11 protein-coding genes are annotated in these 21,344 nt (G+C 65.2%); 3 read left to right on the forward strand and 8 right to left on the reverse strand.

Going from position 1 to position 21,344, the window contains the following annotated elements:
• Window positions 1-422 precede the first annotated feature (422 nt).
• From FHY05_RS18825 to FHY05_RS18835, 3 genes are read left to right on the forward strand one after another with little or no spacing between them, the layout of a single operon-like run.
• On the forward strand, window positions 423-1,634 hold the full coding sequence (locus tag FHY05_RS18825) for a DUF2235 domain-containing protein (RefSeq protein ID WP_183945974.1): 1,212 nt from the start codon (window positions 423-425) through the stop codon (window positions 1,632-1,634).
• Window positions 1,631-3,796 carry a hypothetical protein gene (locus FHY05_RS18830; protein ID WP_183945975.1) on the forward strand — a complete coding sequence of 722 codons (2,166 nt, stop codon included), beginning with the start codon at window positions 1,631-1,633 and terminating at the stop codon, window positions 3,794-3,796. The genes FHY05_RS18825 and FHY05_RS18830 overlap by 4 nt, the downstream gene beginning before the upstream one ends.
• 12 nt (window positions 3,797-3,808) lie before the next feature.
• Complete coding sequence (locus FHY05_RS18835) at window positions 3,809-5,557, forward strand: hypothetical protein (RefSeq protein ID WP_183945976.1); 1,749 nt, start codon at window positions 3,809-3,811, stop codon at window positions 5,555-5,557.
• Between the two features lie 292 nt (window positions 5,558-5,849).
• Here FHY05_RS18835 and FHY05_RS18840 read toward each other — a convergent pair whose 3' ends face one another.
• The 8 genes from FHY05_RS18840 to FHY05_RS18875 all read right to left on the reverse strand — a co-directional run bounded on the left by FHY05_RS18840 (window position 5,850) and on the right by FHY05_RS18875 (window position 21,166).
• Window positions 5,850-6,854 carry a hypothetical protein gene (locus FHY05_RS18840; RefSeq protein WP_311732524.1) on the reverse strand — a complete coding sequence of 335 codons (1,005 nt, stop codon included), beginning with the start codon at window positions 6,852-6,854 and terminating at the stop codon, window positions 5,850-5,852.
• Between the two features lie 164 nt (window positions 6,855-7,018).
• Window positions 7,019-8,632, reverse strand: coding sequence for an alkaline phosphatase (locus tag FHY05_RS18845; protein ID WP_183945978.1), 1,614 nt, complete (start codon window positions 8,630-8,632; stop codon window positions 7,019-7,021).
• Between the two features lie 35 nt (window positions 8,633-8,667).
• Window positions 8,668-11,760: a TonB-dependent receptor gene (locus tag FHY05_RS18850; RefSeq protein ID WP_183945979.1), complete on the reverse strand. Its 3,093-nt coding sequence runs from the start codon at window positions 11,758-11,760 to the stop codon at window positions 8,668-8,670.
• Between the two features lie 121 nt (window positions 11,761-11,881).
• Window positions 11,882-13,108 carry an NAD(P)/FAD-dependent oxidoreductase gene (locus FHY05_RS18855; protein ID WP_183945980.1) on the reverse strand — a complete coding sequence of 409 codons (1,227 nt, stop codon included), beginning with the start codon at window positions 13,106-13,108 and terminating at the stop codon, window positions 11,882-11,884.
• Between the two features lie 387 nt (window positions 13,109-13,495).
• Window positions 13,496-16,540, reverse strand: coding sequence for a TonB-dependent receptor domain-containing protein (locus FHY05_RS18860; RefSeq protein WP_183945981.1), 3,045 nt, complete (start codon window positions 16,538-16,540; stop codon window positions 13,496-13,498).
• A 500-nt stretch (window positions 16,541-17,040) separates the two neighbouring features.
• Window positions 17,041-18,888, reverse strand: a complete 1,848-nt coding sequence (locus FHY05_RS18865; RefSeq protein WP_260181706.1) for a methyl-accepting chemotaxis protein — start codon at window positions 18,886-18,888, stop codon at window positions 17,041-17,043.
• A gap of 92 nt (window positions 18,889-18,980) precedes the next feature.
• Window positions 18,981-20,039 carry a DUF2332 domain-containing protein gene (locus FHY05_RS18870; RefSeq protein ID WP_183945982.1) on the reverse strand — a complete coding sequence of 353 codons (1,059 nt, stop codon included), beginning with the start codon at window positions 20,037-20,039 and terminating at the stop codon, window positions 18,981-18,983.
• Between the two features lie 347 nt (window positions 20,040-20,386).
• A complete protein-coding gene (locus tag FHY05_RS18875) occupies window positions 20,387-21,166 on the reverse strand; it encodes an SDR family NAD(P)-dependent oxidoreductase (protein WP_183945983.1) in 780 nt (259 codons plus the stop codon).
• Window positions 21,167-21,344 lie beyond the last annotated feature (178 nt).

Consider the following 21,344-nt stretch of genomic DNA (forward strand, 5'->3'; position numbering starts at 1 on the left):
CTGCTGCGGGCACAAAGGCCTGCATCGGAACACGTTAATCGTCGCACCACCCATGATGCCGCCGCTTCCAGCTTTGGCCATTCGTATTGAACCTGTGCATGAGCCCGTCTCTCATCGAGGGGTGGTGCGAACTGGCACGGGCTAAAGGCTTCCGCCCGAAGGTCGGTGGGCATGCTGCTCGGAGTCTGATGCCAATCAACCAGCGCCGGCTGCGCGTCCTTCCTGTGCAGCTCGCTGATATGGATCCGCGCCGTCGAACAGTCGCGATCGACCCGTACGGGTGACGGTGGTTACGCGCAGCCCTTCGATATAGCGCCTCATTAGGCGTCGTGAGGTCGCACCACGCGCCGTCCGATTTGACGCAGCGCTCTTTTGAGCCGTAAGTACCGATGATCGATGCGACTCCGGGGGGAGGTGCAGACATGAAGCGGATCGCGCTGTTTCTCGACGGTACCTGGAACAAGGTCGAGACGCATACCAACGTCGAGCGGCTTTTCAGCCTCGTCGCGCAAGTCGACGGCGTCAACGCGCAATGCGCCTATTACGAGCCCGGAGTCGGCACCAAGCAGTTCGAATGGCTGCGAGGCGGGGCACTAGGCTATGGTCTCAGCGAGAACGTCTTAGCCGCCTACGAATGGCTGGTGAGCAAGTACGACGACGGCGACGAGATCTACATCTTCGGGTTCAGCCGCGGCGCGTTTACCGCGCGCAGCCTCGCCGGGCTTATCGCCAAATGCGGCCTTCTACACCGCGGCTCAGCACTCAGCGCTGTTGCGCTTTACGAGCGCTATCAGCTCGATGCCGAGGTCCGCCCGCGCTGGAAACTCGATTACGTCGCGAGCCAAGGAGGCCCGCTGAGCGATGACGAGAAGGCGCTGCTCACCGCGTCGAAGCGCGTGCCGATCAAGATGATCGGTGTGTGGGACACGGTGGGTGCGCTCGGTATTCCGTTCGGCAACATTCCGGGGCTCAGCCGCCGGCGGTTCCTGTTCCACCACACCCGGCTCAGCACGATCTACGAGAACGCTTTCCATGCGTTGGCGATTGACGAACACCGCGAGGCGTTCCGCCCGGCGCTCTGGACCCGGTTTGTGCCGCGAGTCCCCGATGCGCGGCCGCCCGGCGGTGAGCGCGAGCCTAAGGTCGAGCAGCGCTGGTTCGTCGGTGCGCACGCCGACGTCGGCGGGGGCAACCCGACCCCGCTGCCCGAGCTGCCGATGCGCTGGCTCGCCATGCACGCGCACGAGCTGGGTCTGCGGCTGACCAGGTTTCCCGAGCCGGCGCCGAACGCGATCTCCGGTCCCATCACGGACAGCTACGGCGCCTTCGCATTCGGGCTCTATAGGTTCGTCTCAAGGCCCTTCGTCCGCACGATCGGCAGCAGACGCGTCGCCACGACGACTCACGCCGACAAGAAGCCGGGCTGGAGCGAAACCGTCAATGAGACGATCGACGGCAGCGTGTTTGACCGCTGGCGTGCCGATCCGACGTATCGCCCCGCCCCGGTGGTCGAGTGGGCGGGGCGCCTTGGTTGCGAGCCGGCGAAGATCTTTGGTCCGACCGATGCGGTCAGCGGTAAGCCGCTCGATCCCGCTAAGGCCGCACTCGGGAAGGCCACACAGGCAGCACCATGACCGACCAGCCGCGACCCGCCGCGCACCGCTCAGCGCCGCTGCCGCAGCCGACGGGGCGCCGACTGCGGGTCTACGCATTCGATCCCAGCGCGGCGATCGAGCGCGGATCGGCGACGTTCAGCCAGGCGATCATAACATTGGCCTGGAACGACCCGACCGAGGATCCGCTTCAGCCCGGCCCTATCAACGACTATCTCGAAGTCGTCGACATCGATCCGGTCAGCCAGCAGTTCTACGAGCCGATCGATCTCAATCACCCCGACGTTCTCGCGCAGGACGGCCTGCCGCCCTCCGAAGGCGATCCGCGGTTCCACCAGCAGATGGTGTTCGCGGTGGCGATGAAGACGATCAAGCAGTTCGAGCGCGCGCTAGGTCGCAAGGTCACCTGGCGTCCTGCGTGGGACAAGAACCACGAGACCTATCGGCCAACCGATCGGCTGCGCGTCTACCCGCACGCGCTGCGCGAGGCCAATGCCTACTACAGCCGCGAGAAGCGCGCGCTGCTGTTTGGCTACTTCAAGGCCTCGCAGCGCAAGGCCGGGGCGAGCTGGATCTTCACCGCGCTATCGCACGACATCATCGTCCACGAAACCACCCACGCGATTCTGGACGGGCTGCACCCCCGCTATTCGGACGCGACCAGCATCGACAGTCTTGCCTTCCACGAGGCCTTCGCTGACATATCGGCGCTGTTCTCGCATTTCCAGCTGACCGAGGCGGTCAGCGAGCACATCGCGCGGCAGGGCGGGAAGCTCGACCAGCAAAGCAATCTGCTCTCGGGCTTGGCGCAGCAGTTCGCCTCGGGCACCTCGGACCGCAAGGCGCTGCGCGACTACATCGACAAGGCGCCCGACCCGGACGCGCTCGCCGGCACCGCCGAGCCGCACGAGCGCGGCGCGATCCTCGTCGCCGCGGTGTTCGACGCGTTCCTCACGATCTACGCCGCGCGCAGCACGGACCTAATGCGCATCGGCGGTGTCCAGCCCGGTCAGCCGCAGCGACTGCATCCCGATCTCGTCGCGCGGCTCGCGTCCGAAGCCCGCAAAAGCGCCGATCACGTGCTGCGGATGTGCATCCGCGCGCTGGATTACCTTCCGCCGGTCGACGTCCGCTTCGGGGAGTTCCTGCGCGCGATCGTCACCGCCGACGCGGACCTGATTCCCGACGATACGCTCAACTATCGCCTTGCGTTCATCGAGGCGTTCCGGCGGCGCGGCATCTTTCCCGACAACTGCCTCTCGCTCTCGCCCGACAACCTCTTGTGGAGCGCGGCGCCGATCGGCCCCGATGGCCAGCCGCTGAGCGTCGACGACGTCGAAAGCGGCGGGCTCGATCTGATGCCCCGCTTCAAGCGCGGTGAGGTGCTCGAGAACGCGGAGGCCAACCGGCGCCGGATCTGGTACTGGCTAGTCCAGCCTGAGCTCGAGTACGTGCCCGAACACGGCGTCGCTAGCGAATCTGACAAGGATCGTCTCGCTAAGCTGCTTGCCAGGTTGCGCGAGGACCTTGCCAATGGCGCGGCGGAGAGCCTGATCAATGGGATCAGGGCCGACCTGCTGTGGATCGGGCTCACCGCCGATGACCTGTCTAAGCTCGAAGCTGATCTCGCGTACAAGGACACGCATTTCCAGCGCTGGCTCGCGATCATCGATCTGATCGCGAGCGGAAGGGCCTTGAGAGTTCGTCGCCGGCGTGATGTCGACAGGGCCTGGGAGAGGTCGCTGGGAATCTATTTCGAGCACCCCGACGACCCGAAGCTCTACACGTTAGGAACCACGCGCGGAAATCCCTCGGTGGAGGTCTCGAGCGTTCGCTCCACCCGGCGCGCCGGGCCGGACGGCCAGGACGCGCGGCAGCTGATCGTTGAGATCACCCAGCGGCGCCGGGGATATCTCGACGCCGACGAGCAGCATGCGGAAGACGCCCGTGAGCCCGTGGCAGGCGAGGAGGAGCGGCCGTACGACTTCCATCTGCGCGGCGGCGCGACCTTGATTATCGACCTGCGCACCCGTGCGCTGCGCTACGTGATCAGCAAAAGCATCAGCGACGATGCCCGGCTGGCCTCACAACGGGACTTCCTGCTCCGGCCCGCAGGGATGGGCATGGTCTACGACCAGCACGGCCAGCAGGCCGAGCCGTTCGCACTGCTGCACCGCTATTGAGGGGAGGGAGACATGGCGCAGGCACCCGTTCAATCTTCGCCCGCCGCCGCCGCAGATCAGCGGGAGACGATATCGGTGCGGATGTACCGTGGCCTGCTCGGCGACTGTTTCCTGCTCACTCACGTCATAGGCAGTGAGGTGTACCGCGCTCTTATCGACTGTGGCGTGCTGCAGTGCATAGGCAGCACCAAGGTCGCGACCAAGGCCGCGGTCGGCCACATGGAAGCTGTCGTGAACGACCTCGCCGGGGCCACCGGGCGCACGCTCGACCTGGTGATCGCCACACACGAGCATTACGACCACCTGAGCGGGTTCATCCTCCACCACGACGTTTTCGACACGTTCACGATCAAGGCGGTGTGGCTCGCGTGGACCGAGAACGACAAGGACGACCTCGCTACTGCCATCCGTAACAAGCGTTCGAAAGGACTCACCGCGCTCAATGCGCTCGTCGCCGAAGCCGCGGCGGGTGCGGCCAAGAGCCGCTTCGGCCTGCGGCTCGAAAGCAAGGCGGCGCAGGACCGCATCACCCGCATCAGTGACTTGCTGCAGTTCTACGGCGAGATCGACGCCCTGCCTCCGCCCGCCAGCCCGTTCGCGACCAGCCGAGAAACGGTCAAGCCGCGCGCGCCCAAGCTCCCACCCCGCAGCTGCGCCGACGTGTTCTACTGGCTTAAGAAGAAGGCGGGCGACGCGCAGGTGAGATATCTCGAACCGGGTCAGCAGATCGACTTCGGCATCAAGGGCCGCCTGCGCGCGATCACTCTCGGGCCGCCGAAAACGCGAACCCGGCTGCTCCAGCTCGATCCCGACGCCAACGCGAGCGAAGTCTATCTCGCCCCCGCAGACGTGGACAAGTACCTGCCGCTTGCCGCCGACGTCTCCTCGCTGCTCGCAGCGGACGGCGGTCTCTCGAAGTCCGCCACCGCTGGCACCGGCGCGTGCCAGCCGCTGGAGCGAGGACCCGAGGGGCGGCGACCCGAGCTCAACCTGCCTTTCGGCGATCTGTTCGATCGCTGGCAGGAGCCGCCGACCAGCGGCGGCCCGGGCGGCGAGCAGCCGATGCAGGATGAAGTCGAGCGCTGGCAGCCCCCGATCTCCGAACCACTCGATCTCCTCGCGCAGCGCTACTACGAGCACGATCCCGCGTCGGAAGCGCGGCGCATCGACGGCGAATGGCTGGGATCGGCCGAGATGCTCGCACTCAAGATCGACGGCGACGTCAACAACACCTCGCTCGCGCTCGCGATCGAGGTGCCAGATCGCCGCGTGCTGCTGTTTCCGGCGGATGCGCAAGTCGGCAACTGGCTCTCGTGGCACGATCAAAAGTATCCCTCGGCGACCGGCAAACCTGACGCAGACGGTCGTGTTGGCCCGAGCACGCCCGGAGAGAACGCGGTCAGCGCGACCGACATCCTGTCGCGCGTGGTGTTCTATAAGGTTGGTCATCACGGCAGCCACAATGCGACGGTGCGGGACCAGGGGCTGGAGTTGATGACCAGCATGGATCTCGTCGCCATGATCCCGGTGGTCGAAGCGGTCGCCCGCGAGCAGAAGACGAGTAGTAATCCGGACGGCTGGGCGATGCCTTACGACAAGCTCTTCACGCGGCTGAAGACGAAAACAGCGAACCGCATCATCAAAGGGGACGGCGATATCGCGGACGAGAAGGCTGCCTTCGCGAGCAGTATCTTCGAACTCGACTATGCTCAGGGCGGTGATCCGTTGTGGGCGCGACTTACGCTGGGCTTAGAAGCGTAGCGGCGTGCCTCAAGCATTGTAGCTTCTCCATCACTTACTCCCGCTATGCGCGTCGAAGTGCTGGGCTTGTCGAACTCTGCACCCATTGTTGAAGCCAAATGCGTCGCGATTGAACGCCGGCAAGTGATTTTACTGAGCGCGAAGTAGATACCGGCAGCGGCGGGAGTGGCTCAGACTGCGGCTGAACGGACGACCGCTTTCGAGGAGAGCAGATGCCGCGTCGGATGTTCGGCTCTGGGTCTCGATTGCTGCGCCGATGGCCTGACAGGCGCCTGGTTCGACCAGGAGCCGCCTACCGGCGTACTGCCTCGAATGCTGCTTCGACGTTCGCGGTCCACCGCACGAGCTCGACGTCGGCGGTTTGCCTGTGCCTCGTACCGGAGTTCGTCGCGAGATAGAACTGGCCGGCTCCGATGGGCTGTAAACCAACATCGGCCTTCTGCATCCACCCCCTGATACCGGTCTTCATATCCCTCATGCCTTCGTCGGCGAGCGCGATCAGCTTGCCTTGCGCCCAGCCCGAAGCTCGTGGATGTGGCACTCCAACCAGATCGCCAAGCTTCGGCCGAGCGCGCCCGTCAATCGCGAAGAGGAGATAATTGGGGAACTCGGGCTTTGATCCTTGATAGACGCCCATGAACCAACGACGCGAGGTGTCATCGTACGCAAGGTTTTGAACACCGTACCGAGTGTTGCCGGTGCGAACGAAGTACTTGCCTGCTATTGTTGCAGGCCCTCGATGGTGAGGCGCTCCTTCGATGAGCGGTCTGGCATATCGTTGCCAGTCGCTGATGTCGTACTGCAGCAGCACCTGGTGATCGTTGTCCGAACGCGCGGTGTTGCCGTAGATCCCATAGGCGACGGTGAGGTAGCGCTTGCTGCCGGTGCGGCCGAAGGCCGGACCGAACGCGACGCCGTCGATCCCCGAGCAGCCGTAGCGGTGATCGAGCGACGTCGAGTCATCTCGAACCTCGCCGTCGCCGTCGAGATCAGCGCCATAGTCGGCCGCGACCTCGGGCAGGTAGACGGTGCGGAAGAGGTCGGTGTCGCCGGCCTCCATTCCGACGCGATCGATCCTGCCGACGTCGATGATGGCGACGTAGAAGCTTGCCTCCTTCTTATACTCAAGCGATCCATAGACCTTGCCGTCGGCTGGATCGAAGTCGAGGTCGCCAAGATGACCGTGCCAGCCCACCAACGTCCCGACGAGATTGCCCTTAAAGTCATATCTCGCGAGCAGGTTCGTGAACGAATAGTAGATGTAGCCTCCCCGTAGGTCGATCGCGATGCCCTGCACGTGGCCGGAGTCCCATGTGCCTCCGTTCTGATGCAGGGGTGGCGGAACGCTGTGGGCGAGTCTGGTTGGCTGCGCAGAGGCAGAGCTCGTAAGGGAGAGCAGGACCAGCAGGGTGAAGCGCCTGATCATCCCACCTCGGCTCCGGTCGATATCTTGTGACACGGTCATGCGTCGAAGCGATGCCGGCCTCGACGCACGGTCATGCGATGCGTCCCCGCAAGCGCCGTCGACCGAGTTCTCACCTCGCGCATGAACCGCCACTCGCCAGACACCTGTTCCGGCCTGACTTCGACCATCATATAGCCGCGCTGGCTGGTGTCGGCCCATTGCAGCTCCTCGTTGGCCGCGACAAACCCGCGAGCGACAACCTTCGGATCCGCCGCGCAGCTGCCCTCCATGCCCCCGGAGGTGACGCTGTGGCCGGCGAACTCGACGCCCGCAGGGCGACCATCCTCGCTCAAGGCGTACGCCCAGGCGTTATGGCTATCGCCGGAGAGCATCACCAAGTCCGCCTCCGCGCGCTGCGCCGCCCCGAGCAGTCGACTGCGAGCTGCGGGATAGCCGTCCCACCGGTCCATCCACATCGGCACGCCGAGCGCCGCCGCCCGAACGTCGTTGCGAAAACTAGCGACCTTCTTATCGGTGAGATCCGGTCGCAGCCAGCTGACTGCGTCAGGCGGCATGATCGTCCGTCCCAGGATTGTTCCCATGCCGACAAGCTGCCAGTTGGTCTCGCGAGCGTTGACCTTGAAGGAGTGCGCCAGCCAGCTCTCCTGCGCAGAGCCTAGCATGGTCGCCGACGGATCCTGCCATACACCGTCGCGGAACGCCTTCAACGCGACATCCGGATCCGCTGCCTTGAACGTCGCCTCGATGTTCGCCTGACGGGTGCGAGCGAGCAAACGAGACTCCGTCCGGTAGAGGGTTGCCAGCGACCCAATCGCGTAGGCTTTCCATGGCTCGTCCGAGACGGGCATCCATTCGCGGTAGACCTGCATGGCGGCGGCCCTGCGTATGTTCCAGTCGCCTTCGCTGCTCTGGTGGTTCTGCGCCCCGCCCTCCCAGCTGTCGTTGGCGGATTCGTGATCGTCCCAGAAGGCCACCATCGGCGCGTTTTTATGCAGCTGCTGCAGATCCGGATCCGTACGATAGCAGGCGTAGCGCAGTCGATAGTCCGCGATCGCGAGCATCTCGTGCTCGGGCTCGAGCACGCGCCCCTCGAGCAGCCCGTGATCGGCGCCATACTCGTAGAGGTAGTCGCCTACGTGCATCCAGAGATCGAGGTCGCGGTCTGCAGCAGCATGGCCGTAGGCGTTGAACCAACCGACTGGCAGGTTGGAGCACGAGAACACGCCCAGCCTGAAGCGCCTGACGCTGCCGACCGGCAGCGTCTTCGTCCTGCCGACCGGCGACTTGCTGCCGTCAGGTCCGACGAAGCGGTACCAGTAGACCGTGCCGGGGCTCAGGCCATCCACGGTGAGCTTCGCCGTCCAGTCGCGATACGAGCCGGTCCGTACGCTGCCACCCGCGATGACCCTGGTGAAGTCGGGGTCGAGCGACAGCTCGGCGTCCAGGCGCACTACGGCGTCACGGCTCATCGGCACATACCGGGTCCAAAGCAGCATCGTATCGGACCCAGGCTCACCGCTCGCTACCGAGTGGGTAAACCCCGACGCCTTCAGGAGACCTTGGGCGAGCGCACGGCCACTCCCCAGAGATAACGCGCTAAGCCCGAATGCACCACCTATAACGAGGCTGCGACGATCGATGGAAAGCATGGAACTCCCCTATGCTGAAGCCGGAGACAGAAGCATCAGAAGACCGCTCGAATGCTGGCGTTCCAGAGTGAGCCGTAGATGCTGTATTGCTGCACGCGGCTCTTCACGTTCGAGTAGATCACGTCAGGCGCGTTGAAGATGTTTCGACCTGCAACGACGAAATCGACGCCTGGGCGTATCCTGTAGCTTGCGCTTACGTTCCAGAGAGTCCGGTCGGCGTGGTAGAGAACACCGTTGTTCGCTGTTGTCGGCGTGTTGCTCAGCGCGCTCGTGCGATAGGTCGACTGGTAGTTGCCGGTCAGCTGAATGTCTGCCGGCCCATAGCTGTACCGTATGCCCCAATTCGCCGAGTCCTTCGGAAGGTTGACGCGGACGCTGTCGGGATCGACGCGGGTGTAAGACGCGCGCAGCCCCAGGCCCTTCAGCAAGCCTGGCAGGAACGTCAGCTGCTGATCGTACTCCGCGGTGAGGCCCTTGTTGGTGCTTACGCCGGGCATGTTCTGCGTGCTGCGGAAGATGTAGCCGGCATATTCGTCGGGATCGTAGCCGACCGCGGACGCGTCGACCGTCACTCCGGTCACCTGCATGTCCTTCACGTCGAGTTTGAAGCCGGACAGGGCGATGATGCCCGAGGGCTCGAGGTAGTATTGCACGCTGGCGAAGTACTTGACTGAGTGCTCAGGCTTCAGCAGCGGATTGGGCACCGATACGATCTGGGTGTCGTCGTTGACCGACACCACGCGGCCCAGGTTCCCGTAGTCGGGACGCAGAAGCGACTGACTGAAAGCGAACTGCGCGACGAGGCGCTTCGAGAAGTCGTATTTGACGCCGCCGCTGAGGAACCAGTCGTCGTAGCTGCCGCGGCGGGTCGAATAGGTGCCGCCGTTGTACTGATAGAGAAGGCCCGCCGGCGTGCTGATCGACAGCCCGGCGGCGGCGACCTCCTGCGCCGTGCGGACGTCCGCAACCTTGGCCCCGGTGTCGGTCTGCTCATACCTCAGGCCGATATCGAACTTGGCCGCTCCCACGCGGGTCTGAGCCTCTATGTAGGCCGACTTGATCTGCTCTCGTATCCGCTTGTCGTTGTCGAGCCTGCGCTTAAGGTTGCCCACCTCGTCGGCGACGAAGTACTCGGGATGATCGCGGTAGATCGCGTACATCCTCGAGTTGTTGTCGGCTCGCCAACGCTGCTCGTTCAGGTTGCCCGCGTCGAACCCGATGATTTCGAACTGGTAGTTCTGCGTGGCGGGGATGACGGCCTCGGGCGCCTTCTGCGTCAGGTCGCCGGTCGGCCCGACGTACTGGAATTGCTGATAGGAGCCCTCGTTCGTCCGCCAGTCGTTCTTGCGGATGCCAGCGCCCGCGAGGAGCGTGACCTCGGCCGTGTCCACCGCCAGGATGCGCTTCACGTCGAGGAAGCCGCCGTACATCTTGTCACGGGCGTCGGACTCGGCTGACCGCACATTGTTGCCGATGTCGTCGTCACGGTTGTAGCTTGCCGGATCGCTCCAGGGCCTGCCGGCGGTCTGCGCGAGCGTCCAGGCCTGCGACTCCGTGGAGTCGCGATCGAGCGTGAAGCCGATCCGAGTGAGCCAGCTGTCGTCGCGCTGAAAGAAGCCCTTGCTGTTGTCGCGGAAGTGGAACGCAGAGGTCGAGTAGCTGCCTCGGAGCACCGCCTCCCACTCGTCCCCACGGTATTCGAGCTTCGGCGCGATCAACGTGGCTGGCGTGCCTGCAAAACGGTGGGAATATTGCGTCGACAATCGGGTGTTGGTCCCGTTCGGATTGACCACGATGTGAGTGGGCGTGGAGTCCGCGGTGGTCTGTGACACGGCCGTCGTGCCGAAGATCAGGTAGGTGTACTGGTTGAAATATTCGACGCCGTACTTAGAGTAGGTGCCGCGGAGTGAAACCGCGAGATCATCTGTGATCTTGTAGTCCACCGCCAAGTTGATCGCGTCGCGGGTGGTGGTCTTCGGACCGGGCCGGTACATCAGCTGGTAAGGGATAATACGACCGCTCGCGAGATAGGACCAATCGACCTGCTCGCGATCCTGCTGCACATAGTTCGCATAGTGGCTGGCGTTGACGGCGAGCCCGAGCCGCCCCTCGAGAAAAACGTCTGCGTAGCTGAGCTGCACCGAAGGGTAGATCGTGCGGCGGGTGCGGTCGTCCGGGAAGAACCTACGTGAGAAGCCTGAGTCGGAGGTGCCGACGGCGCCCACCTGGAGCGAAACGCGTCGGCGCTTGCGTTCGAAAGCGTATTTGCTGCGGAGGTTTATGTTGCCGCCCGGAGAGTCGGCATCCATGCTTGCGGTCAGCGTGTTGTTCAGCTCGATGGTGTCGATGCCTGTGATCGACATCTGCTCGAACGAGTTCTGGCGCCCGCTGTTGTTGTTGGACGTTGCGGTGGCCAGGCGAGATCCATCGACCGTGAAGGTGGAGTACTTCGGATCGAGTCCTCCGATGCGGACCGCGGTGGCATCGACCTCGGTATAGTCGAGCGAAATGCCGGGCATGCTTTTCAGAAACTCACCCACGTCCCCCATGGTCTGGAAGCCGTAATTGTCGGCGGAGACGACGGTCTTAGCGTTGATCGCGGCTCGGCGGTCCATGATCGCAGCTGCCTGGCCACCGCGGCGGGCGGTCACGACGATTGCCTGCGCATCGTCGGCGTCGGACACGGCGAACGATGGTGCGGTGAGCGTAAAGTCCTGAGCCGCCGCGCCGCCCGGTGCGACGTGGACGGCCGCTCGCGCCTCCTGCAGCCCGGTATAACTCACGACGACTTCGACATCGCCAGCAGGCACGCCTGCTATGCGGAAACGGCCGTCGTCGTCTGAACGGGCGATCAACGAAGTGCCGGCTACACGGACATCCGCGTTGCGAACGTACTCGCCTGTGACGGCATTGAGGATGCGGCCTTCGATCACGGCTTTGGTGCTCGCCTCCCCCCCTGACGCTGGATCAACCGCGACGCCGACCATGCTCGGCCCAGAACCAGCGCTAGGATGTGGCTCGGCGGCAGCACCGATCAGCGGAACCTGCGCAGCCGCGTCTGCGCCCCAACCAACCGCCGCGGCCGCCGTGCATGTGCACGCCGCGACGCGAATGGCGCCCTTGATCATGTTCCATCCCCCGATTTGCCGCCCGAGTGGGCGTTGCGGCTCGGCTAGGGAAGGAATGCTGCCGTATGGCTACGGTCCGATTACGGATCGGTGACACTGGAGCGGAGCGAGCGCTTGCACGTCAGTGCTCATGACTGATCGTCGATTCTGCGAGTCCGAGAGGCCTCAGGGGATTGCCGATGAGACCGCTGACCATAGCCGCCTGGATCCGCGTGGCAGGCCACAGTTTCGACATGGGGCCGACCAACCGATCTCGAATGAATGGAAGCAGAAGGCCGTCCGACTGGTAGACGGGAGTGAACAGCGCGGTGAGGAATTGATAAAGCTCTACATGCCGCTGCCGCATTCCGACGGCGAGAGCCAAGGCGGAAGGTACGTCAGGCGCCATGCGAAGGGCCATGGCGAGCGCGTAAGCGTCGAGTAGCGCCATGTTGCCGCCTTGGCCGAGCTGTGGGCTCGCGGAGTGCCAAGCGTCGCCGACGTGGATCATACCCCGCTTAGCGGGTGTCCGAAGCGTGCGGTGCGCGTAGCGCGCGAACGTAAGCTGATCTGGCGAGACGATCTCATCCAGCAGCGCCCGCATCGCTGGCCATAGGTCGACGACTTGCGCCTTCCAGGCGTCGAGGCCGGCAGCGCGCCGATCCTCGAGGCGATCGGTCCGCAAGGACCAGAAGAAGGCCGCCTGTTCCCGCGTGCCGCCCGGAAGACGGCCGAGGGGGAGCACGCCTGCCATGACGCTTGCCTGGCGGTATCTCTGTTCGAGCGCCGCCCGATCGAAACCTCCATCGTCTGGCCAGTCCAGCGTGCCCCACAATGCCCCATAGGCCAGTTCGCGACCGCACGGGGGCGCGAGCTGAGTGCGCGTGCCCAGCGCGTCGACCACTAGGTCGAATGGGCCAACGCTGCGCTCTCCCTCAATCAGGAGGCGGCGACGCCCATCGGACAAGGACTCGCTCCCGGTCACAAGGCATCCGGTCTCGATCGCGATCCCCGCGGCGACGACCCTTTCAAGCAGGATCGTGAACAGCGTCGCTCGATGGACGCCGACGCCGAAGCCGGCTTTCTTCCCGAGTGCCCGATAGCGAACGTCCAGGACGATGCGCCCGCTACTTCCCGCCTCGCCGTGCAGCCGATCTACCCGCGCCCCGAGTGCAAGCAGTGTGTCGGCAAGCCCAAGCTGCTGCAGGACGGCGAAGCCGGTCGGCTGGATCATCAGGCCCGATCCCACGGGGCGGGGAGCATCGAAGCGTTCGAACAACGTCACCCGGTGCCCATCCCGGTGAAGCAGCAGCGCCTTGGCGAGACCGGCGGGGCCGCAGCCTGCGACCGCGATTTCAAGGGTCTTCATCATCGAGCTGTCGCGGCTTTTCTGTTGGTATGCCTATCCCTCGATCTGAAAGGGCGCCCGGTTCGCGATCGAAGGTGTTTCAGCGACGTTGTCACTTGGAACGTTCGACATCGAGGCGTGGGGCGCCCTACGGACTACAGCCTCGCTTTGACCTCGCGCTCTGGACTTGGTCACTTGTTTTTCGAGGTGCGAGCACCCTGGTCGACCGGCGGCCGACCAGGAGGCTGCCAAGGCACTCCACCTGATGCTTCTGCATGATCGCTCCAGCCAGGCCGTGCCGCCTGACGTCGAAACAACGGCGAGCGGACGGCAGGCGATTATGCACCGTAATCGCTCCTAGACATCAAGAGAAACCGAAGACTGCCTTGATGCCTAAGAGCCAGAGCGTCAGAAGTTGAAGCTCGCACCCGCGCTGAAGTTGCGGCCGACCAGCCCGGCATAGTGCCAGCTGCTGAGATAGTTCGGGTTGCTGGTATACGCTGCCGAAGCGAGCGGCGCGTGCGCGTTGGTCAGGTTCTGGACGTTGAAGAAGAACCGGAAGGCGTCGTTCACGTGCAGGGCTACGTTGAGGTCCGTGTAGACGAACGACCGGACGAAGCAATGATCGCCAGGATCGCTGCCCGCCGCGATCGGCGCGAGCGTGTTCTTGCACGACAAGTCGATTTCGCCGTTGACGGGCGTTATGCGATCGGCCGCCACCTGCTTGATGCGACCCACATAGTAGGTCGTCGCGGTGATCGAGAGATTGCCCGCCTCCAGCGTGTTCTGCCAGTTGCCGCGGATGCGCGGAGTCCCTCCGCCTGACGACAGCTCGTACGGGCCGAGCGTGCCCGCGTACTTCTGGACCACGCCTTCCGGGGTCACGAGGTCGAGGCGAAGGACGCGGGTGACGTCGGCGCGGCTGATGAGGCGCACGCCCTGGGCGAGCCGGACGTTGGCGGTCGCCTGTACGTCGATCCCGGAGCTGACCTGATAGTTGGCGTTGACGTAGGGCACGTCGAACACGAGCAGGCGAGGGAGCGCATTCGGGTTCGCGGGATCGGGCGCATCGACCACGTTGCACCGGTAGCCCGGGCCGACTGCCGCCAGAGCCGCGCACCCATCCGCCGCGTTGCCCTTGCTGTAGTAGGCGTCGATGGCCGCCGCGCGCAGCGGACCGCTGACGATCAGGTTCGACTTCTTGATGTTGTAGTAGTCCGCGGTGAGATGGAACCAGCGCGTCGGCTTCAGGATCGCGCCGGCGGTGAAGCTGCGCGAAACCTCGGGCAGGATGTCGGGATTGCCCGTCGCGCCGCTGCCGATGTTGTAGGTGCCGGTATAGGCGGGGTTGCCCGGGTGCGCGGCGACGAAGCTCGCCGGCGGGGTGAACGAGGAGAAGCCCGAGTAGCTGCTCGCGGGGTTGTACTCGGCGAAGGTGGGCGCACGGAAGCCCTGCGAGTAGGTGCTGCGCAGCGACACCGCCGACGTCGGCGTGAACTTCACCCCGACCTTCGGCGAGAAGTGGCCGTATCCCTGCGAATAGTGATCGTAGCGGCCGGACACGTTCAGGTCGAGCTGCTCCAGGAAGGGCGCGTCGATCTCGAAGAAGCCTGCCGTCACGGTCTGGCGGCCCTGAGCCGAAGACGTGTTGAGCGCATAGTAGCTCAGATCCGCGTTCTGGTTGCGGTTCATCAGCGTCTCGCGACGGATCTGGAATCCCGCGCCGATGTTGAGATCGCCGCCGGGAAGCTCCATCAACGACTTGATGAGCGACCCGCCGATGGTTGCGACCGTCGAATACGATGGCGTGGTGCGATCGGGCGAGATCTGGTTGCGCACCGCCGCACTGTTCTGGCTGGGATCGACGAAGTTGTACGCGCCCGTGTTGATCGCGTTCAGCAGGCCTTGGATGTTGATGAAGCCGCGCTGGGTGACGCTGAAGTTGTCGCGCGCATAGACGCCGTTCAGGCGAAACTTGAAGCCGTTGCCGAGATCGCCTGAGATGCCCGCGGTGGTCCGGAACACGTCGACGTAGCGGTCGCTGCCGGCGGGAATGTCGCCAAAGAGATAGTAGATGCGCGCGGCTCCCTGCGCCGGGGTGGCGGCGTTGGCGGCGGCATACAGATTGTTCGGGTTCAAGCGGCGGTCCGCCGCGGTGGCGCAGTTGATGCCGGCCGAGCAGACGTAGACCGGCAGCACGATGCCCGGGCTGCTCGAAGCGAGCGCTGCCGATCCGCCGAAGGGCTGCGTCTGGCGGATGCCGGACGGCGCGCCCCTGATGCCGACTTCCGAATGCGAGTAGCTGCCGCTGGCGAACGCTTCGAAGTTGTCGCTCAGGCGCACGGTGAGGCGACCGGTGGTTGAGTAGCGCTGCTGGCGCGGCTGGATGATGAAGTATTCTTCCGGAATGTTGTGGGCGCAGCCGGTACCCTGGGCGGAGCCGCTGGTCACCGTGAACGTGCCGTATGGACAGGAGTTCGGGTTGAGCAGCTGATACTGGTTCGTCAGCGGCGCGCCGACCTGACCGGCGAGAGGGTTGTTGAGGTCGCTCTGCGTCACCCGCGTGACGACGGCCTGGGGGTTGGGCGTAGTGAGCGAGTCGTCGTTGCGGTTGCGATCGGTCAGCCCGCTCGCGCGTAGGTCGAGCGTGTTGAAGGGGTACCCGCGCGAGGCATTGGTGATGTAGCCGTCGTAGGTGTACTCGCCGTTCAGGTAGAAGTTGAAGCCCTGCTCCTTGTAGTCGCCTACGCCCGCCGTCAGCGTGGCGCGATAGTGCGCGCCGTCGGCTTGGTCCGTGGTGCCGCCCTGGACCGATCCCTGGATCCCTTGAACGTTCTTCTTGCTGATCAGATTGACCACGCCGCCGATCGCGTCGGCACCGTAGGTGGACGAGGCGCCGTCCTTCAGCACCTCAATGCGATCGACCGTGCTGAACGGGATCGAGTTCAGGTCGACGTAGGCGTTGTGGCCGTCGTCGTTGAGCGGAAAGTTGGCCGAGCGCAGCCCGTCGATAAGCACCACCGTCGAGGACACGCCGAGGCCGCGCAGCGACACGGCGGCGCCTCCCGCCGAGAAGCCGTTGCGGAAGCCGGTCGAGATCGAGCCGGCGCTGTCTGCCGACACCGAGCGGATCGCGTCCTGCGCCGTGGTGATGTTGGCCCGCTCGAGGGTTGCGGAGCTGAGAACGGTGACCGGGGAGATGGACGTGGCGTTCGAGTCGCGGAACAGCGTGCCGGTCACGACGACCGTGGCGCCCTGCGTGGGCTCGGCCTGCGGAGCGGAAGGGGCCAGCGCCTGCGCGTTCTGCTCGGCGGCTACCGGCGCCTTGGCCAGCGCAGGGGTGTCGCTGCTCGAGGTTGACGTGACTTCCTGCGCGTAGGCCGGTGCGACCACCCCGGCTACCAGGGCCGCCGCCGAAATCCCGGCGTGCAGCGTAAAGAATGCGGCATTCATCAGCTTCACTACTCTTTCCCCTTCAATCTGCGGCAGCGGATTGCATGTCGAATCCTAGATTGTGCCCGAGTGGCACTGCGGCGGGGACGCTTATACTTGACAGTCTTAGCAAGAGATTAAAGCTATTATGCACGCGACGCAGATAAGATAATACAAGTTACTTTGACCTTGCCTCTGGGAAAATTATCAAACTGGCGCGTAGCGCGGGAGTGATGCCGGAAGAGATGGAATTTGCTCGAAAGAGGTCTTAAGTGAGAGCTTCAATCATCACGCTGAGATAACCTGCTTTTGGCAACGCAGGCATTTGCCTGCAGAGCAGGTGCCGATTTCGCCGCAAGCCTCATCAGGCCGCGAGTTTCGTCGTCCTTCGACTAGGCCGGCTCGGGCAGAGAGGGCGCCACGTTCCTACCGGAGCTGACGCCGTCCGGCCGATCCGTCTCGGCAGCGACCACGAGTCTCTCGAGCGACGACGCCATGCGAGTCGCCCACCCCACAGCCAGTCAGAACGTCGACCAGTCTTCCTCCTTGGTAGCCAACGCGGCGTTGCCGGCCGACCGAGGAACGCGGTGCCCGCTGCGGACCGACGTGTGCCGCATCGGAGCTCTGTCGCGTCTGGCGGGCGTTTGCGTCGACGCCAGGCCGCCGGCCGGCTCGTCGACCGCGTAGATGGCCACCGCTTCGGCCAGCTGCTCGGATTCGCGCGCCAGCAGGTTGGCGGCAGCGGTCGTCTCCTCAACCATCGCGGCGTTATGCTGCGTCACTCCGTCCATCTCGTTGACCGCGATGTTCACCTGGCGGAGGCTCTCCGCCTCATGGTCCGACGCGCGCGCGATCGTCGTCATGATGACGGTGACGCTGGAGACGCGCTCGATGATCTGCTCGAGCGCCTGCCCGGTCCTGTCCACCAGGTCGACGCCACACTGCACATGGCTGATCGCCGACAGGATTCGCGTCTTGACGTTCGAGGCTGCCTCCGCGGACCGGAGCGCAAGCGCCCGCACCTCGCTTGCGACCACGGCGAAGCCCTTGCCGGCCTCTCCCGCGCGAGCCGCCTCGACCCCTGCGTTGAGCGCGAGAAGATTGGTCTGGAAGGCGATGCCGTCGATCACGCCGATGATGTCGGCGATCTCGCGACTGGCCTTGTCGATGCCGTCCATCGCTTCGACCGACTGTCGGACGACCTCGCCGCCATGCTGCGCGACGTCGCGCGCCTCCACCATGGCTTTGCTCGCGTGGGCGATGTTCGCGGCGCCGTCGCGCACCGTGCCCGTGATCTCGTCCATGGTGGCGGCCGTCTCGCGCAGCGCCGACGCGTGCTGTTCGCTGCGTGCCGACAGGTCGCGCGCGGAGCGGCTGATCTCGTCGGCGTTCCGCTTGATCGTGTCCACGCTGCGGCGCACGTTGCAGGTCAGGTCGGACAGCTTGGCGACCGCGCCGTTGAAGTCCTCCGACAGCGCCGCAAAGGATCCCGGCAGCGCCGTCAGCCGCACCGTAAGATCGGCCTCGGAAAGCCGACGAAGGCCGTCGCCGATCGCGCGCATGGCGTGCTCACGCTCCTGATCCGCGGCGAGCTTCGCCTGAGCGGCGTCGCGGAAGACCAGCACTGCGCGAGCCATGTCGCCCAGCTCGTCGATGCGCGTGGCATCGGGCACGTCGATGCCGTTGTTGCCGGCGGCCAGTTCGGCCATGCGTTTGGTGAGTGCGCTTATCGGGCGTGCGATGCTGCGGCTCAGCGCCACCTGCAGCAGAACCGCGATGCCGATGAGGGCGACGCCGCCCAGCACCAGCGCGATCGTCGCGGTGGCCAGGGCTTGTGACTGATTGGCGGCATTCGCCTCCATGGCGGCGTTTTCCTGGTCGCGCAGCTCGCGCAGCGGCAGGACGATCGCGCTCGTCAGCACCTTCTTGCCGGCATCGCGCACGGCCTGTTCGGCGGCCTCTCGCTGGCCCGCCTTGACCATCGCGACCAGACGATCGCTCCACGCCGCGCGCCATGTCGCGGTCTGCTCGCGCGAGGTGAGCACCAGCGCCCGCTTCGCCGGCTCGGAGAGCAGATCCTCCAGCTCGGCCGATGTCCGATCGTATTCCTTGCGCGCCTCGTCGTACGACTTCAGATAGGACGCGTCCGCGGTGACGAGGTAGCCCCGCAGCTGGCTGTTCTCGCGCAGGACGGAGGTCTCCAGCGTCAATGCCTTGGCGTGGATCTCCTGACTCTGGTTGTTGTGCGCTGTCGCCGAGCGGATCATCCAGAGGTTGGCGAAGAAGACGACCATCATGATCGCCGCCGAGGCGTTGATGACGAGGAACGAGAGGCCCAGCTTCCTAGGTATGCTCAGGGTCTTGAACATCGAAGGCCTTTCGTTCGCTCGGTCGGGAGCCGCATAGCGGGGGTTCGAGGGGATGATCAGGGCGGACCTAGTTGCGAAGGGTCAATCCCAGGTTAAGCCGTTCGGCTGGACCCTTCGTTGTCTTCGGCCAGCCAGTGGACCCACGCGCCATAGGGATGGCAGATGGCGAGCAGCCGAGCGTCGCCGGTCGGCCAGCAGGTCAGCCGCAGCTCAACCCTCGTGCGCGCCGCGTTCCACTCGAACCCGATCCAGGCCAGCGGTCGCTTCCGGTCCGCCATCGCGCCGGCGGCGGCGATGGACTCCGCCAGGCGGCGTCGATCCGCCGAACCGACATACTGCATCACCATCGAGTGGAAGACGACGCGCACGCGTCCATCGGCCGCGGGCTCCGCCAGTTCCCCGGCCAGCCATGTCGCGGCGTCCTCGCGTGCGATCGCCGGCGGGTGGCGCCGCGCGAGTGCCAGCGCCTGCGAGAGGCGCGCCGCGCGCGCGGGCTGATCGACGAAGACGTAGGCCATCAGCCTCTCGCAGGTTTCCAGATCGCGCGGGTCGAGCGGCTGCAGGTCGGCGCCGCGCGCCGCAAGCACGTCGACCGGACCGGCCGGAGGAGCGGCTCCCCGCCATTCGGGCACGATGCGTACCGCCGAGTCCAGCTTGCCCGCCGTCACGCCTCCGAGGTCATAGGCGTAGTGCGCCATGTTCAGGTTCAATCCCGCACTTGAGCCCAGCTCGAGCAGTTCCACCGGCAGCGGAAATCGGCGGCGCACTGCCAGGAGCGCGGCCATGATTGCGGCCGCGCGGCCCACTTCGTTGGTCTGCGGGGGGTCGCGCATCCAGCCCGCGATGAATTCGTCGTGACCGGCAAGAGCCTCCCGCAATGCCTGATCGACGTCGCCATGGTCGCCGCGATAGAGCGAGCCGAGGACGGGCGGCGTATCGCGGCGGGCGAGGGCGTGGAGCGCGGCATTGAAGCGCATCGCCACCGCTGCGCTCGATGGATCGTCGGGCCAGTCGGCCAGCATCCCGGCGGTGGCAGGCGCATGATGGAGCTGCCGAGCACCCGCGGCCAGCACGTCGGCGACGAACGGCGACCCGAGCGCCCGCAGCACATGCGATTGGCGCGTCAGTTCGCTTTCCTGCGGCTCCAACACGCTGCTTCTCCGCTAGTCGCTCAGGTCTCCTCGTCCCCCGGACGGGATCGCTGCGGCCTTGTGCCGACATTCGTTGGCGTATGGTTAACTCCGCGACAGTTGGAGCTGAGATCGGCGGCCGTGTACGCTTAGCGGCGTTCAGGAAGCATGCGGCGGCGGCGAGTCGCCGACCAGGCGCCGTGGCGACGGCGGCCTGTCACGAACCGGCTCCCCCTTCGGCGCGGACCCGAACCCGTTCGGCGTCAACGGGCACGGTCGATCGCTCGCTCAACTGCGGCGGTCGCATAGCGTGGAGGAGATTACTGCCTCCGAGGCGACGCATGGTCGCTGCGCTGCGCCAGGCGGGCTCACATCAAGGTGTCGATGACCCCCCCGTCCACCCGCAGCGCGGCGCCCGTCGTCGCCGAGGCGAGTGGGGAGGCGAGATAGACGACCATGTTCGCGACCTCCTGCACGGTTGCGGCGCGGCGGATGAGCGAGCTCGAGCGGTGCTCCCGCACGAAGGCGGCGGCGACCTCCTCGATGGGCTTGCCGGTCGAGGTGCGCTCGGCCTCCAGCATGACCTCGACTCCCTCGGACAGTGTCGGACCGGGCAGAACCGAGTTCACCGTGACGCCTGTTCCCGCCATGCGCTTGGCCAGGCCGCGCGCGAGAGCCACGTCGGCGGTCTTGCTGACTCCGTAGTGGATCATATCCGCTGGTATGTTGAAGGCCGACTCCGACCCGAGCAGCAGGAAGCGGCCCCAGCCGTTCGCCTCCATCCCCGGCAGGTAGGCTCTCGCGAGTCGTACGCCGGCCATCACGTTGACCTGCCAGTGGCGATCCCAGATCGCATCGTCGGCGGCGAAGAAGTCGACGGGCTCGAACACGCCAAGATTGCTGACCACGATGTCAGCCCGAGGCTCGGCGGCGACGAGCCGGTCGTGACCGTCGAGGTCGCCGAGATCGGCCGCCACTCCCCGAGCGCTGCCGCCGATGCGGGCGACGGCGGCATCCACCTTCGCCTGCGTGCGACCGTTGATTACGACGGTGGCGCCGGCGCCGGCCAGCCCTTCCGCGATGGCGAAGCCGATGCCCGCGGTTGAGCCCGTGACGATGGCCAGCTTGCCGGTGAGATCGACGTTCATGCGTGCACCTCCGGTGTTGGTTCGAAAAGAAGTACGATGCTGATCTATCGGTCAGTTCCGATGGTCGCGGAAGGCCGGGCAAAGGAGATCTTCGTCTCGCCCGTTCCGCTTCCTGCACCCGTATCGAGGACCACGCAGCCAGCGAAAAGAGCGGATTGCGAGAGTCCCGCTCGAAGCT

The organism is Sphingomonas sp. BK580 (assembly GCF_014194975.1).
In the GTDB taxonomy this organism is placed as follows: Bacteria; Pseudomonadota; Alphaproteobacteria; order Sphingomonadales; family Sphingomonadaceae; genus Sphingomonas.